This window comes from Agromyces molybdatiresistens (genome assembly GCF_052748445.2).
Map to the genome: position 1 here is coordinate 1,653,022 of NZ_CM188258.1, position 16,017 is coordinate 1,669,038.

Annotated in this window: 14 protein-coding genes; 11 read left to right on the top strand and 3 right to left on the bottom strand. The window is 73.1% G+C overall.

Annotated elements, in window-relative coordinates:
- Positions 1–45: 45 nt before the first annotated feature.
- Positions 46–774, bottom strand: a complete 729-nt coding sequence (locus tag ACULK2_RS07540) for an MBL fold metallo-hydrolase (protein ID WP_445969146.1) — start codon at positions 772–774, stop codon at positions 46–48.
- Positions 775–831: 57 nt separating this feature from the next.
- Here ACULK2_RS07540 and ACULK2_RS07545 point away from each other — a divergent pair, with 57 nt between their 5' ends.
- The 9 genes from ACULK2_RS07545 to ACULK2_RS07585 all read left to right on the top strand — a co-directional run bounded on the left by ACULK2_RS07545 (position 832) and on the right by ACULK2_RS07585 (position 11,356).
- Positions 832–1,398, top strand: a complete 567-nt coding sequence (locus ACULK2_RS07545; RefSeq protein WP_445969145.1) for a TetR/AcrR family transcriptional regulator — start codon at positions 832–834, stop codon at positions 1,396–1,398.
- A 110-nt stretch (positions 1,399–1,508) separates the two neighbouring features.
- Complete coding sequence (locus ACULK2_RS07550; RefSeq protein ID WP_445969144.1) at positions 1,509–3,116, top strand: carboxyl transferase domain-containing protein; 1,608 nt, start codon at positions 1,509–1,511, stop codon at positions 3,114–3,116.
- A gap of 5 nt (positions 3,117–3,121) precedes the next feature.
- Positions 3,122–5,179 carry an acetyl/propionyl/methylcrotonyl-CoA carboxylase subunit alpha gene (locus tag ACULK2_RS07555; protein ID WP_445969143.1) on the top strand — a complete coding sequence of 686 codons (2,058 nt, stop codon included), beginning with the start codon at positions 3,122–3,124 and terminating at the stop codon, positions 5,177–5,179.
- A gap of 8 nt (positions 5,180–5,187) precedes the next feature.
- Complete coding sequence (locus ACULK2_RS07560) at positions 5,188–6,351, top strand: acyl-CoA dehydrogenase family protein (protein ID WP_445969142.1); 1,164 nt, start codon at positions 5,188–5,190, stop codon at positions 6,349–6,351.
- Positions 6,352–6,380: 29 nt separating this feature from the next.
- Positions 6,381–6,902 (top strand): MaoC family dehydratase, encoded by a 522-nt coding sequence (locus ACULK2_RS07565; protein ID WP_445969141.1) that lies wholly within the window; start codon positions 6,381–6,383, stop codon positions 6,900–6,902.
- The gene (locus ACULK2_RS07570) at positions 6,899–7,723 is read left to right on the top strand and encodes an HpcH/HpaI aldolase/citrate lyase family protein (RefSeq protein ID WP_445969140.1); all 825 of its coding nucleotides are present in this window, start codon (positions 6,899–6,901) and stop codon (positions 7,721–7,723) included. Before ACULK2_RS07565 ends, ACULK2_RS07570 begins: the two co-directional genes overlap by 4 nt.
- Before the next feature lie 53 nt (positions 7,724–7,776).
- A complete protein-coding gene (locus ACULK2_RS07575; RefSeq protein WP_445969139.1) occupies positions 7,777–8,553 on the top strand; it encodes an electron transfer flavoprotein subunit beta/FixA family protein in 777 nt (258 codons plus the stop codon).
- A 10-nt stretch (positions 8,554–8,563) separates the two neighbouring features.
- Positions 8,564–9,550: an electron transfer flavoprotein subunit alpha/FixB family protein gene (locus ACULK2_RS07580; protein ID WP_445969138.1), complete on the top strand. Its 987-nt coding sequence runs from the start codon at positions 8,564–8,566 to the stop codon at positions 9,548–9,550.
- A gap of 330 nt (positions 9,551–9,880) precedes the next feature.
- Positions 9,881–11,356, top strand: coding sequence for a cytochrome b/b6 domain-containing protein (locus tag ACULK2_RS07585; RefSeq protein ID WP_445969137.1), 1,476 nt, complete (start codon positions 9,881–9,883; stop codon positions 11,354–11,356).
- Positions 11,357–11,413: 57 nt separating this feature from the next.
- On the opposite strand, the gene ACULK2_RS07590 is transcribed toward ACULK2_RS07585, so the two are convergent.
- Complete coding sequence (locus tag ACULK2_RS07590; protein ID WP_445969136.1) at positions 11,414–12,211, bottom strand: ABC transporter permease subunit; 798 nt, start codon at positions 12,209–12,211, stop codon at positions 11,414–11,416.
- Complete coding sequence (locus ACULK2_RS07595; protein ID WP_445969135.1) at positions 12,208–13,176, bottom strand: ABC transporter ATP-binding protein; 969 nt, start codon at positions 13,174–13,176, stop codon at positions 12,208–12,210. Before ACULK2_RS07595 ends, ACULK2_RS07590 begins: the two co-directional genes overlap by 4 nt.
- A gap of 219 nt (positions 13,177–13,395) precedes the next feature.
- On the opposite strand from ACULK2_RS07595, the gene ACULK2_RS07600 reads away from it, so the two are divergent.
- Both ACULK2_RS07600 and ACULK2_RS07605 read left to right on the top strand, forming a co-directional pair.
- On the top strand, positions 13,396–14,502 hold the full coding sequence (locus ACULK2_RS07600) for an aldo/keto reductase (RefSeq protein ID WP_445969134.1): 1,107 nt from the start codon (positions 13,396–13,398) through the stop codon (positions 14,500–14,502).
- 115 nt (positions 14,503–14,617) lie between these two features.
- Entirely contained in the window at positions 14,618–16,003 is a 1,386-nt protein-coding gene (locus ACULK2_RS07605; RefSeq protein WP_445969133.1) for a M16 family metallopeptidase, read from the top strand.
- Positions 16,004–16,017 lie beyond the last annotated feature (14 nt).

A 16,017-nucleotide genomic window follows, 5' to 3' on the forward strand; every position in this document is an offset into this window, starting at 1 on the left:
CCCTGCGGGCAACCGCCGGCGCTGGCGGCGGCCGTGTGCGTCGGCTCAACCGGTCGGGGCGGACGCCGCCCGGACGAGCCGCACGGCCTCGGCCGCACCCCGGTTCCACGGCGTGCCGTGGCCGGGCAGCACCCATGTGGCCTCGCTCGCCGCGAGTCGTTCGAGCGAGTCGAGCGCGGTGTCGGGCGCATCGGTGAACGGTGCCGGCTGCGGTCCGCGGCGGCCGGTGAGCACATGGCGGGTCGTGAGCGCGTCGCCCACGGCGATCGCGTCGAGTCGGCGGGAGAGCACCGCGATGCTGCCGGGGGAGTGGCCGGGCATCGCGATGATCTCGGGCGAGCCGGGAAGTCCGTCGAGCCGTTCGCCGCCCTCGAGCGTCTGCGCGTCGGTCAGGTACTCGGTCTTCGCGCCGCCCTTGCCGAGTGCGTACCCGAAGAACCGCACGACGGGCCAGGGGCGGATGCCGCGGCCGAACGCGGTGGCCGGCTTGTCGCCGCCCTTCGCGCGGTCGAGGTCGGCGACGTGGACGTACACGGGCACGCCGTGGTCGCGCCGGAGGCGCTCGGCGAAGCCGAGGTGGTCGGTGTCGCCGTGGGTGAGGATGACGGCGCGCACGTCGTCGATCGTGAGGCCAGCATCGGTCAGCTCGTCGATGAGGTCGCCGTAGTGGCCGCGAAGCCCGGCGTCGACGATGGTGACGCCGCGGTCGTCGATGAAGAGGTAGGACGCGACGATCTCGTTGCCGACGCGTCGGAGTCCGGGTGAGAGTTGCATGATGGCTATGATACCTAGCTATGATGGCTACTGTCAATAGTCTGGCGAGGAGGGACGATGCCGACACCCGCGAAAGTCACCCCGGAGGCCCTGCGCGCCGTCGCTCGCGCGATCCTCGAGCGCGAGGGTCAGCACGGACTGACGATGCAGGCGGTCGCCGCCGCGCTCGGCGTGCGCGCGCCGTCGCTCTACAAGCACCTCCGCGACCGCGACGCGCTCGTGCGGCTCGTCGCGGAGGACGTCGCGATCGAGCTCGGCGAGCTGATGAACGAGGCGATCGTCGGCCGCGACGAAGCGGCCGACGCGGCGCGCGCGCTCGCGGCATCCGCTCGCCGGTTCGCGCGCGACCACCCGCACGGCTACGGCCTGATCTTCGGTCCGCTGCCCGAGGGGGCGCGGGCGCGCGGTTCGGCGATGGCTCGTGCGAGCGAGGCCGTGCTCGAGGTCGGTCGGCGGCTCTCGGGCGACGCTCGGGCGCTCGAGTCGGCGCGCACGCTGACGGCGTGGCTCCACGGCTTCACGAGCATGGAACTCGCCGGCGCGTTCCGTCTCGGCGGCTCGGTCGACGACGCATGGGCCTATGGGCTCGACCATCTCGTCCGGGGTCTCGGCGCGTCGGAGTGACGAGCCCGCTTGCACAACTCGGTGAATGGTCGCTAACATGAAACCCGGTTAGCGAGCGTTCACCGAAGCGCTCGCTCGCACGCCACGACGGAGAGGCGGAACGGGAGCGGATGCACACCATCACGAGCGTGATCGACACGGCGTCCGATGCCGCACGCGCGAACGCCGCGGCCCACGCCGACCTGGCCGCCGACCTGCGGTCGCGGCTGGCCGCTGCCGCGCTCGGCGGGCCCGAGGCATCCCGCGACCGTCACGTCGCGCGCGGCAAGCTGCTGCCGCGCGACCGGGTCGAGCGCCTCCTCGACGAGGGCAGCCCGTTCCTCGAGCTCGCGCCGCTCGCCGCGGGCGACCTCTACGACGACGACACTCCCGCCGCCGGGGTCATCGCCGGCGTCGGCCTCGTGCACGGCCGGCCCGTCATGGTGGTCTGCAACGACGCCACGGTCAAGGGCGGCACGTACTACCCGATGACGGTCAAGAAGCACCTCCGCGCGCAGGAGGTCGCCCTCGAGAACCGCCTCCCATGCGTCTACCTCGTCGACTCGGGCGGCGCGTTCCTGCCGAAGCAGGACGAGGTCTTCCCCGACCGCGACCACTTCGGCCGCATCTTCTACAACCAGGCGAACCTGTCCGCCCGGCGCATCCCGCAGATCGCCGCGGTCATGGGCTCGTGCACCGCGGGCGGCGCCTACGTGCCCGCGATGAGCGACGAGACCGTGATCGTGCGCGACCAGGGCACCATCTTCCTGGGCGGCCCGCCCCTCGTGAAGGCCGCGATCGGCGAGGTCGTCACCCCGGAGGAGCTCGGCGGCGGCGACCTGCACGCCCGCACCTCGGGCGTCACCGACCACCTCGCGGAGGACGACGAGCACGCGCTCGAGCTCGTCCGCGACATCGTCACCACGCTGCCGCCGCCGCCCGAGCGGGCCTGGGCCGTGCGGGAGCCCCGCGAGCCCGCCGTCGACCCGGCGACGCTGACGTCGGTCGTGCCGGTCGACGTGCAGCAGCCGTACGACGTGCGGGAGGTCATCGCGAGGCTCGTCGACGGCAGCGAGTTCCACGAGTTCAAGCGCGAGTACGGCGACACGCTCGTCACGGGCTTCGCGTGGATCGACGGCCACCCGGTCGGCATCGTCGCAAACAACGGCGTGCTGTTCAGCGAGTCGGCGATGAAGGGCGCCCACTTCATCGAGCTGTGCGACCAGCGCGGCATCCCGCTCGTCTTCCTGCAGAACATCTCGGGCTTCATGGTGGGCCGCGACGCCGAGGCCGGCGGCATCGCCAAGCACGGCGCGAAGATGGTGACCGCGGTCGCCACGACGCGCGTGCCGAAGTTCACGGTCGTCATCGGCGGCTCCTTCGGCGCCGGCAACTACTCGATGTGCGGCCGCGCCTACTCGCCGCGGTTCCTCTGGATGTGGCCGAACGCGCGCATCTCGGTGATGGGCGGCGAGCAGGCGGCATCCGTGCTCTCGACGGTCAAGCGCGACCAGCTGGCCGTCCGCGGCGAGGAGTGGTCGGCCGAGGCCGAGGAGGCGTTCAAGGCGCCCGTGCGCGACCAGTACGAGTCGCAGGGCAGTCCCTACCACTCGACGTCGCGGCTGTGGGACGACGGCGTGATCGCCCCCGGCGACACCCGCACCGTCCTCGCGCTCGCGCTCGAGCTCGCGAGCCGCACGCCGCTGCCCGAGCCCCGCTTCGGCCTGTTCAGGATGTGACCCGGATGACCGACACCACCACCCCGTCCACAGCGCGGCGACCGTTCGACCGCGTCCTCGTCGCCAACCGCGGTGAGATCGCGGTGCGCGTCATCCGCACCCTCAAGCGCCTCGGCATCCGCGCGATCGCGGTGTACTCCGACGCCGACGCAGATGCGCCGCACGTCGCGCTCGCCGACGAGGCCGTTCGCATCGGCCCGGCCGCGGCCGCCGAGAGCTACCTCGACCCCGAGCGCATCGTGCGCGCCGCGCTCGACACCGGAGCGCAGGCGATCCACCCGGGCTACGGGTTCCTCTCAGAGAACGCCGCGTTCGGCCGGGCGTGCGCCGAGGCCGGCATCGTGTTCGTCGGGCCGGGCGAGCTCGCGCTCGAGGTCATGGGCGACAAGATCCGCGCCAAGCGGCACGTCGAGGCCTCGGGCGTGCCGGTCGTGCCCGGCGTCAGCGAGCCCGACGCGACCGACGACGAGCTGCTCGACGCCGCGCCGCTCATCGGCTTCCCGATCCTGGTGAAGCCCTCGGCCGGCGGCGGCGGCAAGGGCATGCAGGTGGCGCGCGACCAGGGCGAACTCGAGCACGCGCTGCCCGCCGCCCGCCGCGTCGCGCGAGCCGCCTTCGGCGACGACACGCTCCTGCTCGAGCGCTTCGTCGAGCGCCCCCGCCACATCGAGGTGCAGGTGCTCGCCGACGCGCACGGCACCGTCATCCACCTGGGGGAACGCGAGTGCTCGCTGCAGCGCCGCCACCAGAAGGTCGTCGAGGAGGCGCCCTCGCCGCTCCTCGACGCCGACACCCGGGCGCGCATCGGGGCGGCCGCGTGCGACGCGGCCCGCAGCGTCGACTACCTGGGTGCGGGCACGGTCGAGTTCCTCGTGTCGGATGCCGCGCCCGACGAGTTCTTCTTCATCGAGATGAACACCCGGCTCCAGGTCGAGCACCCGGTCACCGAGCTCGTCACGGGCATCGACCTCGTCGAGCAGCAGCTCCGCATCGCCGCGGGGGAGCCGCTCGCGATCGCGCAGGACGACGTGCGCATGACCGGCCACGCGATCGAGGCGCGCGTCTACGCCGAGAGCCCCGAGCGCGGGTTCCTGCCCTCGACGGGCGACGTGCTGGCGTGGCGGGCGCCGTCGGGTCAGGGCGTGCGCGTGGACGCCGGGATCCGCGAGGGGCAGCGCGTCACCGCCGACTACGACCCGATGATCGCGAAGGTCATCGCGCAGGGCGCCGACCGCGCCGAGGCACTCGACCGGCTCGACGCCGCGCTCGCCGGGACGGTGCTCCTCGGCGTCGAGACGAACGTCGCGTTCCTCCGCACCCTCGTCTCGCACCCCGACGTTCGCGCCGGACGCCTCGACACCGGGCTCATCGATCGCCTGCCCGAGGCGGGGTCGGCGGATGCCGCTGCCCACGTCGCGCCCGGCTCGACGGCCGGTACGCTGGCCGGCGGCTCCCACTCGGGTGCCGCGGCCGACCCCCTCGCGGACGTCGCCCGCGCCGCGCGCGAGCGCGACGCCCGCTCGGCCGCGGCCGTCGATCGCGCCTGGCGGAGTGCGCGCGGCTGGCGGATCGGGGCGGGCGGTGCGCCCGCGGCATCCGACGGGGTGACCGACCTCGATCGCGCGACCGTCGCGACCGCAGCGGACGGCGCCGTGTGGGTGCACCTCGACGGCCGGACGGGCTCGTTCCCCCGGCCCGACCGGCGCGCGGCGCTCGAGGCGCGGCTCGCCCTCCTCGAGCGCGGCGGCAGCGCCGACCCCGACCTGCGCGCGCCCATGCCCGGGAGCGTGACGGCCGTCCTCGTCGCCGACGGCGATCACGTCGAGGCCGGTCGGGCGGTGCTCGCGATCGAGGCGATGAAGATGGAGCACCGCGTGACCGCGACCGTCGCGGGCGTCGCCCGCATCCGGGTCGCCGTCGGCGAGCAGGTGGCGCGCGACCAGGTCGTCGCGCGCATCGAGCCCGCGGCCGACGCGGCCGAGGCGGGCCCCGCAGCATCCGACGACCGACCCCACGACGGCGCCCACGAGGCCGCCGTCCCGAACGCATCCCACCAGGAATGAGGAGCACCATGCACGACCTGACCGACGAGGAACAGCAGCTGTACGACATGGTCTGCGAGTTCGCGGACACCGTCGTCGCCCCGCAGGCCTACGAGGCCGACCGCACGCACGAGCTGTCGATGGACGTCGTCGCCCAGATGGGCGAGCTCGGGCTGTTCGGCCTGCCGTTCCCCGAGGAGGTCGGCGGCCAGGGCGGCGACTACATGGCGCTGTGCCTCGCGATCGAGGCGCTCGCCCGCGTCGACCAGTCGATCGCGATCACGCTCGAGGCCGGCGTCGGCCTCGGCGCGATGCCGATCTACCGCCACGGCACCGACGAGCAGAAGGCCGAGTTCCTCCCCGACCTCGTGGCGGGGCGGGCGCTCGCCGGCTTCGGCCTGACCGAGCCCGAGGCCGGGTCCGACGCCGGCGCGACCCGGACCACGGCCGTGCTCGACGGCGACGAGTGGGTCGTCAACGGCTCGAAGCAGTTCATCACCAACTCGGGCACGCCGATCACGTCGTTCGTCACGGTCACGGCGGTGACGGGCGAGCGGACGCGCCCGGATGGCTCGGTGTCGAAGGAGCTCTCCACGATCATCGTGCCGAACGGCACGCCCGGGTTCACGGTGGGGCCGGGGTACGACAAGTCCGGATGGCGCGCCTCCGACACGCACCCCCTGACCTTCGAGGACGTCCGGGTCCCGGCTGCCAACCTGCTCGGCGAACGCGGGCGCGGCTTCGCCAACTTCCTCCGCGCGCTCGACGAGGGCCGCATCGCGATCGCCGCCCTCGCGACGGGCGCCGCGCAGGGGTGCCTCGACGAGGCCCTCGCCTACGCGAAGACCCGCAACGTCTTCGGCGTGCCCATCGCGAGCCACCAGTACATCGCGTTCACCATCGCCGGGATGCAGGCCCGTGTGCACACCGCCCGCCTCGCCTGGCACGACGCGGCGCGCCGGGCCGACGCGGGGCTTCCGTTCAAGAAGGAGGCCGCGATCGCGAAGCTCGTCTCGAGCGACGCCGCCATGCTGAACGCGCGCGACGCGACCCAGATCTTCGGCGGCATGGGCTTCATGAACGAGACGACCGTCGCAAGGCACTACCGTGACTCGAAGATCCTCGAGATCGGCGAGGGCACGAACGAGGTGCAGCTCATGGTCATCGCCCGCGAGCTCGGGCTCGCCGGCTAGGGCGACGCGGTCCCGAAGGAGGGAGCAGCATGACGGACGCATCGATGCGCGAGGTCGTGCAGCGTGGACTCTGGTTCGAGGAGTTCGAGGAGGGCGTGCGCTACCTGCACCGTCCCGGCCGCACGGTGACGGAGGCCGACAACGTGCTCTTCACCACGCTGACGATGAACCCGCAGCCGCTGCACCTCGACGCGGCGTGGTCGGCGCGGCAGCCGTTCGGACGCATCCTGGTGAACTCGCTCTTCACGCTCTCGACCCTGGTGGGCCAGTCCGTAGGGCAGCTCACCCAGGGCACGCTCGTCGCGAACCTCGGATTCGGCGCGGTCGCGTTCCCGAACCCGGTGTTCGTGGGCGACACCCTCTACGGCGAGAGCGTCGTCGAGTCGAAGCGGCTGTCGTCGTCGCGTCCCGGCGAGGGCGTCGTGGTGCTCGGCCACACGGCCCGCAACCAGGACGGCGACGTGGTCGCGACGGCGTCGCGCACGATGCTCGTCTGGACCCGGGAGGCGGGCGAGCGGCAGACGGCCGTGAACGGCGAGGCGAGCGGATGACGCACCCGCCGTTCCCCTTCGGTCCCGCGCTGCTGTTCTGCCCGGCCGACCGACCCGACCGATACGCCAAGGCCCTGGAGCGCGCCGACGCGGTGATCCTCGACCTCGAGGACGCCGTGGCCGAGGTCGCGAAGTCGGCGGCGCGCGAGTCGCTCGTGGCGAACCCGCTCGACCCCGCGCGGGTCATCGTGCGCGTGAACCCGGCGTCGACGCCGCACCTCGCCGACGACCTCGCAGCGCTGCGGCGCACCTCCTACCGCACCGTCATGCTCGCGAAATGCGAGGGCACGGCCGACCTCGTGGCCCTCGAGGACTTCGACGTGATCGCACTGTGCGAGACCGCGCGAGGCGTGCTCGCGGCGCCCGACGTCGCGTCGGTGCCGATCGTCTCCGCCCTCATGTGGGGAGCGGAGGACCTCGTCGCCTCGCTCGGCGGCGGCTCCAGCCGCTTCGCCGACGGTCGGTACCGCGACGTCGCCCGGCACGCCAGGTCCCAGGTGCTGCTGGCGGCGGGCGCGCACGGCGTGGCGGCGATCGACGCGGTCCACCTCGACCTCGCCGACGCCGACGGCCTCCGAGCCGAGGCCGAGGACGCGGCCGCGCTCGGCTTCGCCGCCACGGCGTGCGTGCATCCGCGTCAGGCCGAGGTCGTCAGGGCGGCATACGCGCCCAGCCCCGAGCGGCTGGAGTGGGCGGACGCGCTGCTCGCCGAGGCCGCCGGGCGCGAGCGCGACGGCGTGTTCGCCTTCCGGGGGGAGATGGTCGATGCGCCGCTCCTCCGGCAGGCCGAGGCGGTCGTGCGGCGGGCGCGACGCGACTGACAGGATTCCGGTGAGCGACCCGGCTCACCGCCCAGGGAAAGGATTCGGGCCCGATGAAGATCATCGTCCTCGTGAAGGAGGTCCCCGACACGTGGGGGGAGCGCACGCTCGACCTCGAGACCGGACTCGCCGATCGCGCCGCGAGCGAGGCCGTGCTCGACGAGATCGGCGAGCGCGCGCTCGAGGTCGCGCTCGCGCACGCCGACGCGCACCCCGACACCGAGGTCGTCGTCATGTCCATGGCGCCGGAGAGCGCCGCGACGACGATCCGCAAGGGACTGGCGATGGGAGCCGCATCGGCCGTCCACATCGCCGACCCGGGCCTGGCCGCGGCAGACCTCGGCCTGACCGCGCGCACGCTGGCCGCCGCGATCCGACGAACCGGATTCGACCTCGTCATCACCGGCAACCTCTCGACCGACGGCGGCGGCGGCGTGATCCCCGCGATGCTCGCGGAGCTGCTCGAGGTGCCGAACGCGACCGCCCTCTCCTCGGTGGAGATCGCCGACGGATCCCTGTCGGGAACACGGAACACCGAAGGCGGTGTCATGCGCGTGAGCGCGCCGCTGCCGGCGGTCATCTCGATCACCGAGGCGCTCCCCGACGCGCGATTCCCGAACTTCAAGGGCATCATGGCCGCCAAGAAGAAGCCGTTCGAGACGCTGAGCGCGGCCGACCTGGGCATCGAACCCGACGATCTCTCCGTCTCCTGGTCGATCATGACCTCCGTCGCCGAGAAGCCGCCGCGCACGGCGGGCACCAAGATCACCGACGAGGGCGATGCCGGCACGAGGATCGCCGAGTTCCTGATCGAGAACCGGCTGGTCTGAGAGGACGAACATGACCGACTATCCCGCAGATTCGATCCTCGTCGTCCTCGAGGCGACGCCGAACGGCGAGCTCGCGCCGAGCGCGGCCGCCCTGCTCGGCGCCGCCGCCGGGATCGGCACGGCCGTGGCCCTCGTCGTCACCGCACCCGGCCAGGCGCAGTCGCTCGCCGAGCAGGCCGCGGCTCTCGGGTCCGAGCGCGTGCTCGCCGCCGAGACGGCGTCGACGCGGTCCGAGCTCACGGTCCCGCACGTCGACGCGCTCGCCGCCGCCGCGGCGGTCGTGTCGCCCGACGCGGTGCTCATCTCGAACTCCATCGACGGCCGCGACATCGCCGGACGATTCGCCGTCCGCGCGAGCGCCCCCATCGCCGCGGACGCGATCGGCGTCTCACGCGACGACGAGGGCGTGCTCGCCCACCACTCCGTGTACGGGGGCGCGTACGACGTGGACTCCGCGGCGACGTTCGGGCCGCTCGTCATCACCGTGCGGCAGGGTGCGATCGACGCCCGGGCCGACGCGCGACCCGTCGTGCTCGACTCGCTCGAGGTGCCGGCTTCGGGCGCGGCGTCGGCCGCCATCGAGTCGGTCGAACCCGTGACCGAAACGTCGAGCCGGCCCGAGCTCCGGGGAGCGAAGCGGGTCGTGTCCGGCGGTCGCGGCCTCGGCTCGGCCGAGAAGTTCGCACTCGTCGAGGAACTCGCCGACGCGCTGGGTGCCGCGATCGGCGCGTCGCGCGCGGCCGTCGATGCGGGCTACATCCCGGCGAGCCACCAGGTCGGCCAGACGGGCGTCTCGGTCACGCCGCAGCTGTACATCGCGCTCGGCATCTCGGGTGCGATCCAACATCGCGCCGGCATGCAGACCGCCAAGACGATCGTGGCCGTCAACAAGGATCCGGAGGCGCCGATCTTCGAGATCGCCGACTTCGGCGTGGTCGGCGACGTCTTCACCGTGGTCCCGCAGCTGATCGGCGCCCTGGCCGAGCGGAAGCGGTGACCCGTGGCCGCCGTTGCGAACCTGCGAAGGGGACTGCCGCGCCGTCACGGCGGTGAGCCCTGGCCGCCCGCCGGCGAAGCGGCGGGCGAAGTCGCCGCCGACTCGGTCGAGGCGCCCGCGGAATCGTCGGCAACCGCGGCACCGGTCGCGGCGGCGGCGGCAGCGGCACCGGTCCCGGCGGCACCGGTCCCGGCGGCACCGGCGACGGCGAGGGGGGTACCGACGACGGCGGTCGTCGACGCGGCCCCCTCCGCCGGCTCGTCGTCGGGTCCTCGCCTTCGAAGGGGGCTGCCGCGCGTGCGGGGCGGCGGACCGTGGCCCGAGGGCGGCGTGACGCATGAGACGGCGAGCCTCGAGGAGACGACGGTCGCGGCCGCTCCGTCGCCCGTCGCCCGCACGGAGCCCGCCGCCGAGCCGGTCACCGTGACGACGCCGGCCCCGGCGACGGCGACGCCGCCGCAACCTGCGCCGGCCGCCCCGGCGACGGCGGCCGGCACCGGGCTTCGCCGCGGGCTTCCGCGGGTCGCCGGGGGAGACCCCTGGCCGCCGGAGGCGGTCGCACCGGTCGCCCGGCCCACCGCGCCGGTCGTGGCATCCGCCTCGCAGGCCGAGACCGAGCGCACCGCGCCGGCGGCAGCGGCATCCGCCTCGCCGGCCGAGACCGAGCGCATGGCTCCGGCCGCGGCATCCACGTCATCTGCCGAACCGATCGCACCGACGCCCGCGATGCCCCGCCCGATCGCTCCGCCCCCCGGGGTCGCCGAGGCGGCGGAGCCCGACGCACCCACCCGGCCCGCCGCGCGCGCGGAGGCGGCCGCGCGCACCGCACCGGCCGCACCCACCGCACCCACCGCACCCACCGCACCCGCCCCCGAGCCGAGCTCCGGCTCGCAGTCGGGCCCGGAACGCCTCGGCCGGCTGACCGCGAGGCAGTGGGTCGGGGCCTCCGTCGTCGGCGTCCTCGCGATCATCGGCGCCGCGACCATCGTGGTCCAGCTCACAAGATGGTTCCTCGGGCTGGACGTCATGGAGGATTTCCTCGAGACCTACCCCGGCGAGACGCCGCTGCCCGACGGTGCGCCCGTCGGATTCCCGGCCTGGCTCGGCTGGCAGCACTTCTTCAACGTCTTCCTCATCGTCCTGATCATCCGCTCGGGCCTGCAGGTGCGCACCGAGCGGCGCCCGCCGGCGTACTGGACCCCGCGCTGGTCGCCGAACCGGAAGATCAGCCTCACGCTGTGGTTCCACCAGTCCCTGGACATCCTGTGGCTGGTGAACGGCCTCGTCTTCGTCGTCCTCCTGTTCGCGACGGGTCAGTGGATGCGCGTCGTGCCGACGAGCTGGGAGGTCATCCCCAACTCGATCTCGGCGCTGCTGCAGTACCTGTCGCTCGACTGGCCGCTCGAGGACGGCTGGGTCAACTACAACAGCCTGCAGGTGCTCGCGTACTTCACGACGATCTTCATCGCCGCGCCCCTCGCCGCGATCACCGGCGTGCGGATGTCCGGGCTGTGGCCGAAGGACGCCACGACGCTCAACCGGATCTACCCGGTGGAGTGGGCGCGGGCCGTGCACTTCCCGGTCATGCTGTACTTCGTCGCGTTCATCGTGGTGCACGTCACGCTGGTCTTCCTGACCGGCGCGCTGCGCAACCTCAACCACATGTACGCGGCGCAGGACGACGGCGGATGGCTGGGCTTCTGGATCTTCGTCGCCTCGATCGTCGTGATCGCGGCAGCCTGGATCGCCGCCCGCCCGACGGTGCTCGCACCGATCGCCGGACTGTTCGGCCGGGTCGGTCGGTAGGCATCGGACGGCGCGTTCGGTCGAGCACGCCGGCGGGGGAGCGCTCGCATCCGTCGGTCACACCGCGATGTCACGGCGCCGGAACACCAGCCAGCCGAGGAGGAGCAGCACCGCGATCGCGCCCAGGTTCCACCAGAGCGCGGGGCTCCAGCCGTCCTGCAGCGGTGCGTCGCGATACGCCCACGCGTACGGCGACCAGTCCTTGAGCCACGCGAGGTCCTCGCTCTGGTTGCCGAGCGCGTTCAGCGCGTAGGAGAGGACCGCGACGCCCGTGCCCGCGCTGACGGCCCAGGTCCGCCGTCCGGTCATCGCGCCCACCCCGATGGCCGCGGCCGCGCTGAGTCCGATGAGGCCGAACCAGGCCACGCTGATCGCCATGAGCGGTCCGAACTCGATGTCCAGTTCGGATGGGCCGTTGAGCACGAGAACGGCGAGGGCGGCGATCACCGCGAGCCACGCGAGCTTCACGAGCACGGCGGCGGCACGCTCGGCGAGCACCTGCCCGCGGATCACGCCATGCGCGAGCGTCAGCTCGAGCTGGCCGTTCTCCTCGTCCTCCGCGATCGCCTCGGTGCCCCAGCCGACGGCCGCGATCGTGCCCAGGGCGAAGCCGATGAGGCCGTAGAACGTGGCCTGCGCATACCCCGCGCCGGTGGCGATCTGGTCGTAGTTCAGCGCCTTGATGAGCTCAGGCGGAAGCGAGTCGAGCAGCGCCTGCATCTCACCCTGCCCGCCGAACGACGGGTAGATCGGGAGGTAGAGCGACAGTGCGGCCGCGAGGCCGATGCTCCATCCGACGAGCCCACGCCAGCCGTCGACGATCGACCGTCGGAACAGCGGCAGCGGCCGGCTCATCGTGCTCGCTCCGAACCGTCGTCGGCCGAGTCGTCGGGCGTCGCCCCGGACACGTCCGTGCCGTAGTAGGCGAGCACCATCTCCTCGAGGTCGGGCTCCTCGATCGTCAGGTCGACGACCGAGAGGTGGGAAACCGCCTTCAGGAACGCGTCGACGTGCGAGTCGAGCCGCGCGGACAGGGCCACCGTTCCCGGCCCGTTGGGGACGGATGCCACGTCGGCCACGCCGGCGAGGGCGTCGAGCGTGGTGCGCGCGGTCGCGGCATCCGCCTCGGCCACCACGAGCTTCACGTGACGGACCGCGTTCTCGCGGAGCGCGGCGACCGTGGCCCGCTCGACGATGCGGCCCCCCTTCAGGATCGCGATCTCGTGCGCGGTCTGCTGCACCTCGCTGAGCACGTGCGAGCTGAGGAACACGGTCTGCCCGTTGGCGCGCGCTTCGTGCAGCATCACGTGGAACTCCTGCTGCACGAGCGGGTCGAGGCCGCTCGTCGGCTCGTCGAGCACGAGCAGCTCGGGTTCGTGCATGAACGCCTGGATCAGCCCGACCTTCTGCTTGTTGCCCTTGGAGAGGCTGCGCACGGGTCGGCCGAGGTCGACCCCGAGCCGGTCGGCGAGGTCGTCGACGGCGCCCCTCCGCACCGGCCCCGAGATCTCGGCGTAGTGGTTCAGGAGATCGCGGCCCTTCACACGCGCGCCGAGGTGCAACTCGCCGGGCAGGTAGCCGATTCGTCGGCGCAGCGCGGCGCCGCCCTGGCGCGGCGAGGTGCCGAGCACCGAGAGCTCGCCGCCGGTCGGGCGGATGATGTCGAGCAGCAGGCGCATCGTCGTGGTCTTGCCGGCGCCGTTCGGACCGATCATCCCGAACACGCTGCCGCGCGGGATGTCGAGATCGAGCCCGTGCAGCGCGACGGTGGCGCCGTAGCGCTTGACGAGGGCGCGCGCACTGACGGCGGGTTCGGTCATCGTCGCCGTCCGGGCACTGAACGCATGGGCAGCACACTAGGCGTGGGTCGAGCGGGGCCGGAAGGGTCGGACGTCCCGGCGTGGGACACGCGCACCCACTGCCGGCCGAAGTCCGTCACCGTCCGTTCACCAACGGTTTCGTAACGCTTCGTCGTCATGTTCAACCACCCGGTTCGTTCCTGACATACGCTCGTCTGCAATCCTGGGGAGGAGGATCGCGTGAGCGGACGACACGCACTGCATGGAGGCAGACGTGCCGGGGGACCGCCTGCCGTCATCGAAGAGCACGGCACAGGGGTTCCCACGAGCGTCGAGGCGCCGGGACGCTCCGACGAGCCGTCACCGCGGGGCAGCGGGCCCGCGACCGAGGAGATCGCGACGAACGCCGAGTCGGGGCCGATCACGGTCCCCCGTCGCATCGCCATCGGCGAGACCGGATTCCACGCGCACCCGCTCGTCCTCGGGACGAGCACGTTCGGATCCACCATCGACACCGGGGAGGGCGCCGAGATCCTCGACCGGTTCGTCGCCCTCGGGGGCGGCCTCATCGACACCGCCGACAGTTACGCCGCGGGCCGGAGCGAGACCATCATCGGCGAATGGCTGGGTGCACGGCACACGCGCGACCGCGTGCGGATCGTCACGAAGGTCGGTCGCCACCCCGATCACGCGGGCCTCGCGCCCGCCGCGATCTCACGGGCGGTCGACGCCTCGCTCGAACGGCTCGGCACCGATCGCATCGACCTGCTCTGCATCCACGGCGACGACCCCGCCGTGCCGCTCGAGGAGAGCCTCGGCGCGGTCGACGCGCTCATCGCCTCCGGGAAGGTGCTCGCGGTCGGCGCATCCGATCTCTCGCCCGAACGACTCATCGAGGCCCGCGTGCTCGCCGCCAACGGCCTGCCCCGCTTCCAGGCGCTGACCACGAGGTACAACCTGATGGAGCGCCGCGGGTTCGAGGGAGCCACGGAACTCGTCGCCCACGCACAGGACCTGCCGGTCCTGCCGTACTTCGCGCTCGCCGACGGGTTCCTCGGCGGCGGCGTCAGGCGACGCGCCGACGTGCGCCGCGACGCTCGAGGCGAGCGGCAGCGCCGCCACCTGGGGCGTCGGGGCCTGCGCGTGCTCCGCGTGCTCGACGAGGTCGCCGCCGCGCACGGCACGGTGCCCGCGTCCGTCGCGATCGCCTGGCTGCTCGCCCGGCCGACGGTGGTCGCGCCGATCGCGGGCGTGAGCCGGCCGGAGCAGGTCGACGCGCTGCTGGCCGCGAGTTCGCTCGAGCTCCACCGTTCCGAGCTCGTCGAGCTCGACCGGGCGTCGGCGTAGGACTCGAGCGCTCCGCGCAGGCCGCCGCGCAGGCCGCCGCACGGGCTGCGGCGCCGGCCGCCGCGCCGGACGCCGGTCGGGCTCGACCCGCGATCGGGTGACATAGGCTGGTGGCGTGAACGGCGCCGTCGAACTCCCGCTTGGTGAGCCCGAACTCTCCTTCCGCGCCGCAGGCGACACGCACGTCCGCCGTTCGGTCCTCCCGTCCGGCATCCGCGTGCTCACCGAGCAGGTCCCGGGCAGCCGGAGCGCCACGATCGGCTTCTGGGTCGCGGTCGGCTCGCGCGACGAGCACCCCTCCGAGAGCGGCCACCCCGCGACGTTCGGTTCCACGCACTTCCTCGAGCACCTGCTGTTCAAGGGCACCGAGACCCGGAGCGCCCTCGACATCGCGATCTCCTTCGACGCCGTCGGCGGCGAGCACAACGCCGTCACGGCCAAGGAGTACACCTGCTACTACGCCAAGGTGCAAGACAAGGACGTGCCGATGGCGGTCGAGGTGCTCGCCGACATGTTCACCTCGTCCGTGCTCGATCCCGAGGACTTCGAGAGCGAGCGCGGCGTCATCCTCGAAGAGCTCGCGATGGCCGGCGACGACCCGGCGGATGTCGCGAACGAGCGCTTCTTCGAATCCGTGCTCGGCACCCATCCGCTGGCCCGGCCGATCGGCGGCGATGCGACGACGATCGGCGCGGCCACCCGCGACGCCGTGCTCGAGCACTACCGCGCGAACTACCGCCCGCGCGACCTCGTCGTCACCGCAGCCGGTGCGGTCGACCACGACGACCTCGTGGCGCGGCTCACCGCGGCGCTCGAGTCGGCCGGGTGGGATCTCACGGTCGCGGCCGCGCCGGTCGACCGACGCACGTCCGAGCTCGCCCTCGTCGACGGTCGCGCGCCGCTCGCCGTGGTCGAGCGGCCGGGCGAGCAGGTGAACCTCGTGCTCGGCGTGCCGGGGCTCGTCGCGACCGACGAGCGACGCGCCGCGCTGAGCGTGCTCAACACCGTCTTCGGCGGCGGAATGTCGTCGCGGCTGTTCCAGCAGATCCGGGAACGCCGCGGCCTCGCCTACGCCGTCTACTCGTTCGCACCGGGGTACTCCGACGCGGGGGTGTTCGGCATGTACGCCGGATGCGCGCCGAAGAACGCCGCGACCGTGGCCGCGCTCATGCGCACCGAGCTCGAGCGGCTCGCGCACCACGGCGTCACCGATGACGAGCTCACCCGCGCGATCGGCTACCTCGGCGGCGCCTCGGCGCTCGCGCTCGAGGACTCCGACACGCGGATGTCGCGACTCGGCCGAGCCGAGCTCGCACTGGGGGAATTCGCCGACCTCGACGAGGCACTGCGCCGCGTCGGACGCGTCACCGCCGACGACGTCCGAGCGCTCGCGGGGGAGCTGGCCGCACGGCCGTTCTCGCTCGTCGCGGTCGGCCCGGTCGACGAGCACGCCTTCCGCTCGATCGTCGACCAGCCCGATGCCCGATCCGACGTCGCCTAGCGACGACGCCCGAC

What these genes read in the sequence shown, in the direction of transcription:
- ACULK2_RS07540 (WP_445969146.1), bottom strand. Translation starts at nt 774, where the DNA reads ATGCAACTCTCACCCGGACTCCGACGCGTCGGCAACGAGATCGTCGCG.
- ACULK2_RS07545 (WP_445969145.1), top strand. Translation starts at nt 832, where the DNA reads ATGCCGACACCCGCGAAAGTCACCCCGGAGGCCCTGCGCGCCGTCGCT.
- ACULK2_RS07550 (WP_445969144.1), top strand. Translation starts at nt 1,509, where the DNA reads ATGCACACCATCACGAGCGTGATCGACACGGCGTCCGATGCCGCACGC.
- ACULK2_RS07555 (WP_445969143.1), top strand. Translation starts at nt 3,122, where the DNA reads ATGACCGACACCACCACCCCGTCCACAGCGCGGCGACCGTTCGACCGC.
- ACULK2_RS07560 (WP_445969142.1), top strand. Translation starts at nt 5,188, where the DNA reads ATGCACGACCTGACCGACGAGGAACAGCAGCTGTACGACATGGTCTGC.
- ACULK2_RS07565 (WP_445969141.1), top strand. Translation starts at nt 6,381, where the DNA reads ATGACGGACGCATCGATGCGCGAGGTCGTGCAGCGTGGACTCTGGTTC.
- ACULK2_RS07570 (WP_445969140.1), top strand. Translation starts at nt 6,899, where the DNA reads ATGACGCACCCGCCGTTCCCCTTCGGTCCCGCGCTGCTGTTCTGCCCG.
- ACULK2_RS07575 (WP_445969139.1), top strand. Translation starts at nt 7,777, where the DNA reads ATGAAGATCATCGTCCTCGTGAAGGAGGTCCCCGACACGTGGGGGGAG.
- ACULK2_RS07580 (WP_445969138.1), top strand. Translation starts at nt 8,564, where the DNA reads ATGACCGACTATCCCGCAGATTCGATCCTCGTCGTCCTCGAGGCGACG.
- ACULK2_RS07590 (WP_445969136.1), bottom strand. Translation starts at nt 12,211, where the DNA reads ATGAGCCGGCCGCTGCCGCTGTTCCGACGGTCGATCGTCGACGGCTGG.
- ACULK2_RS07595 (WP_445969135.1), bottom strand. Translation starts at nt 13,176, where the DNA reads ATGACCGAACCCGCCGTCAGTGCGCGCGCCCTCGTCAAGCGCTACGGC.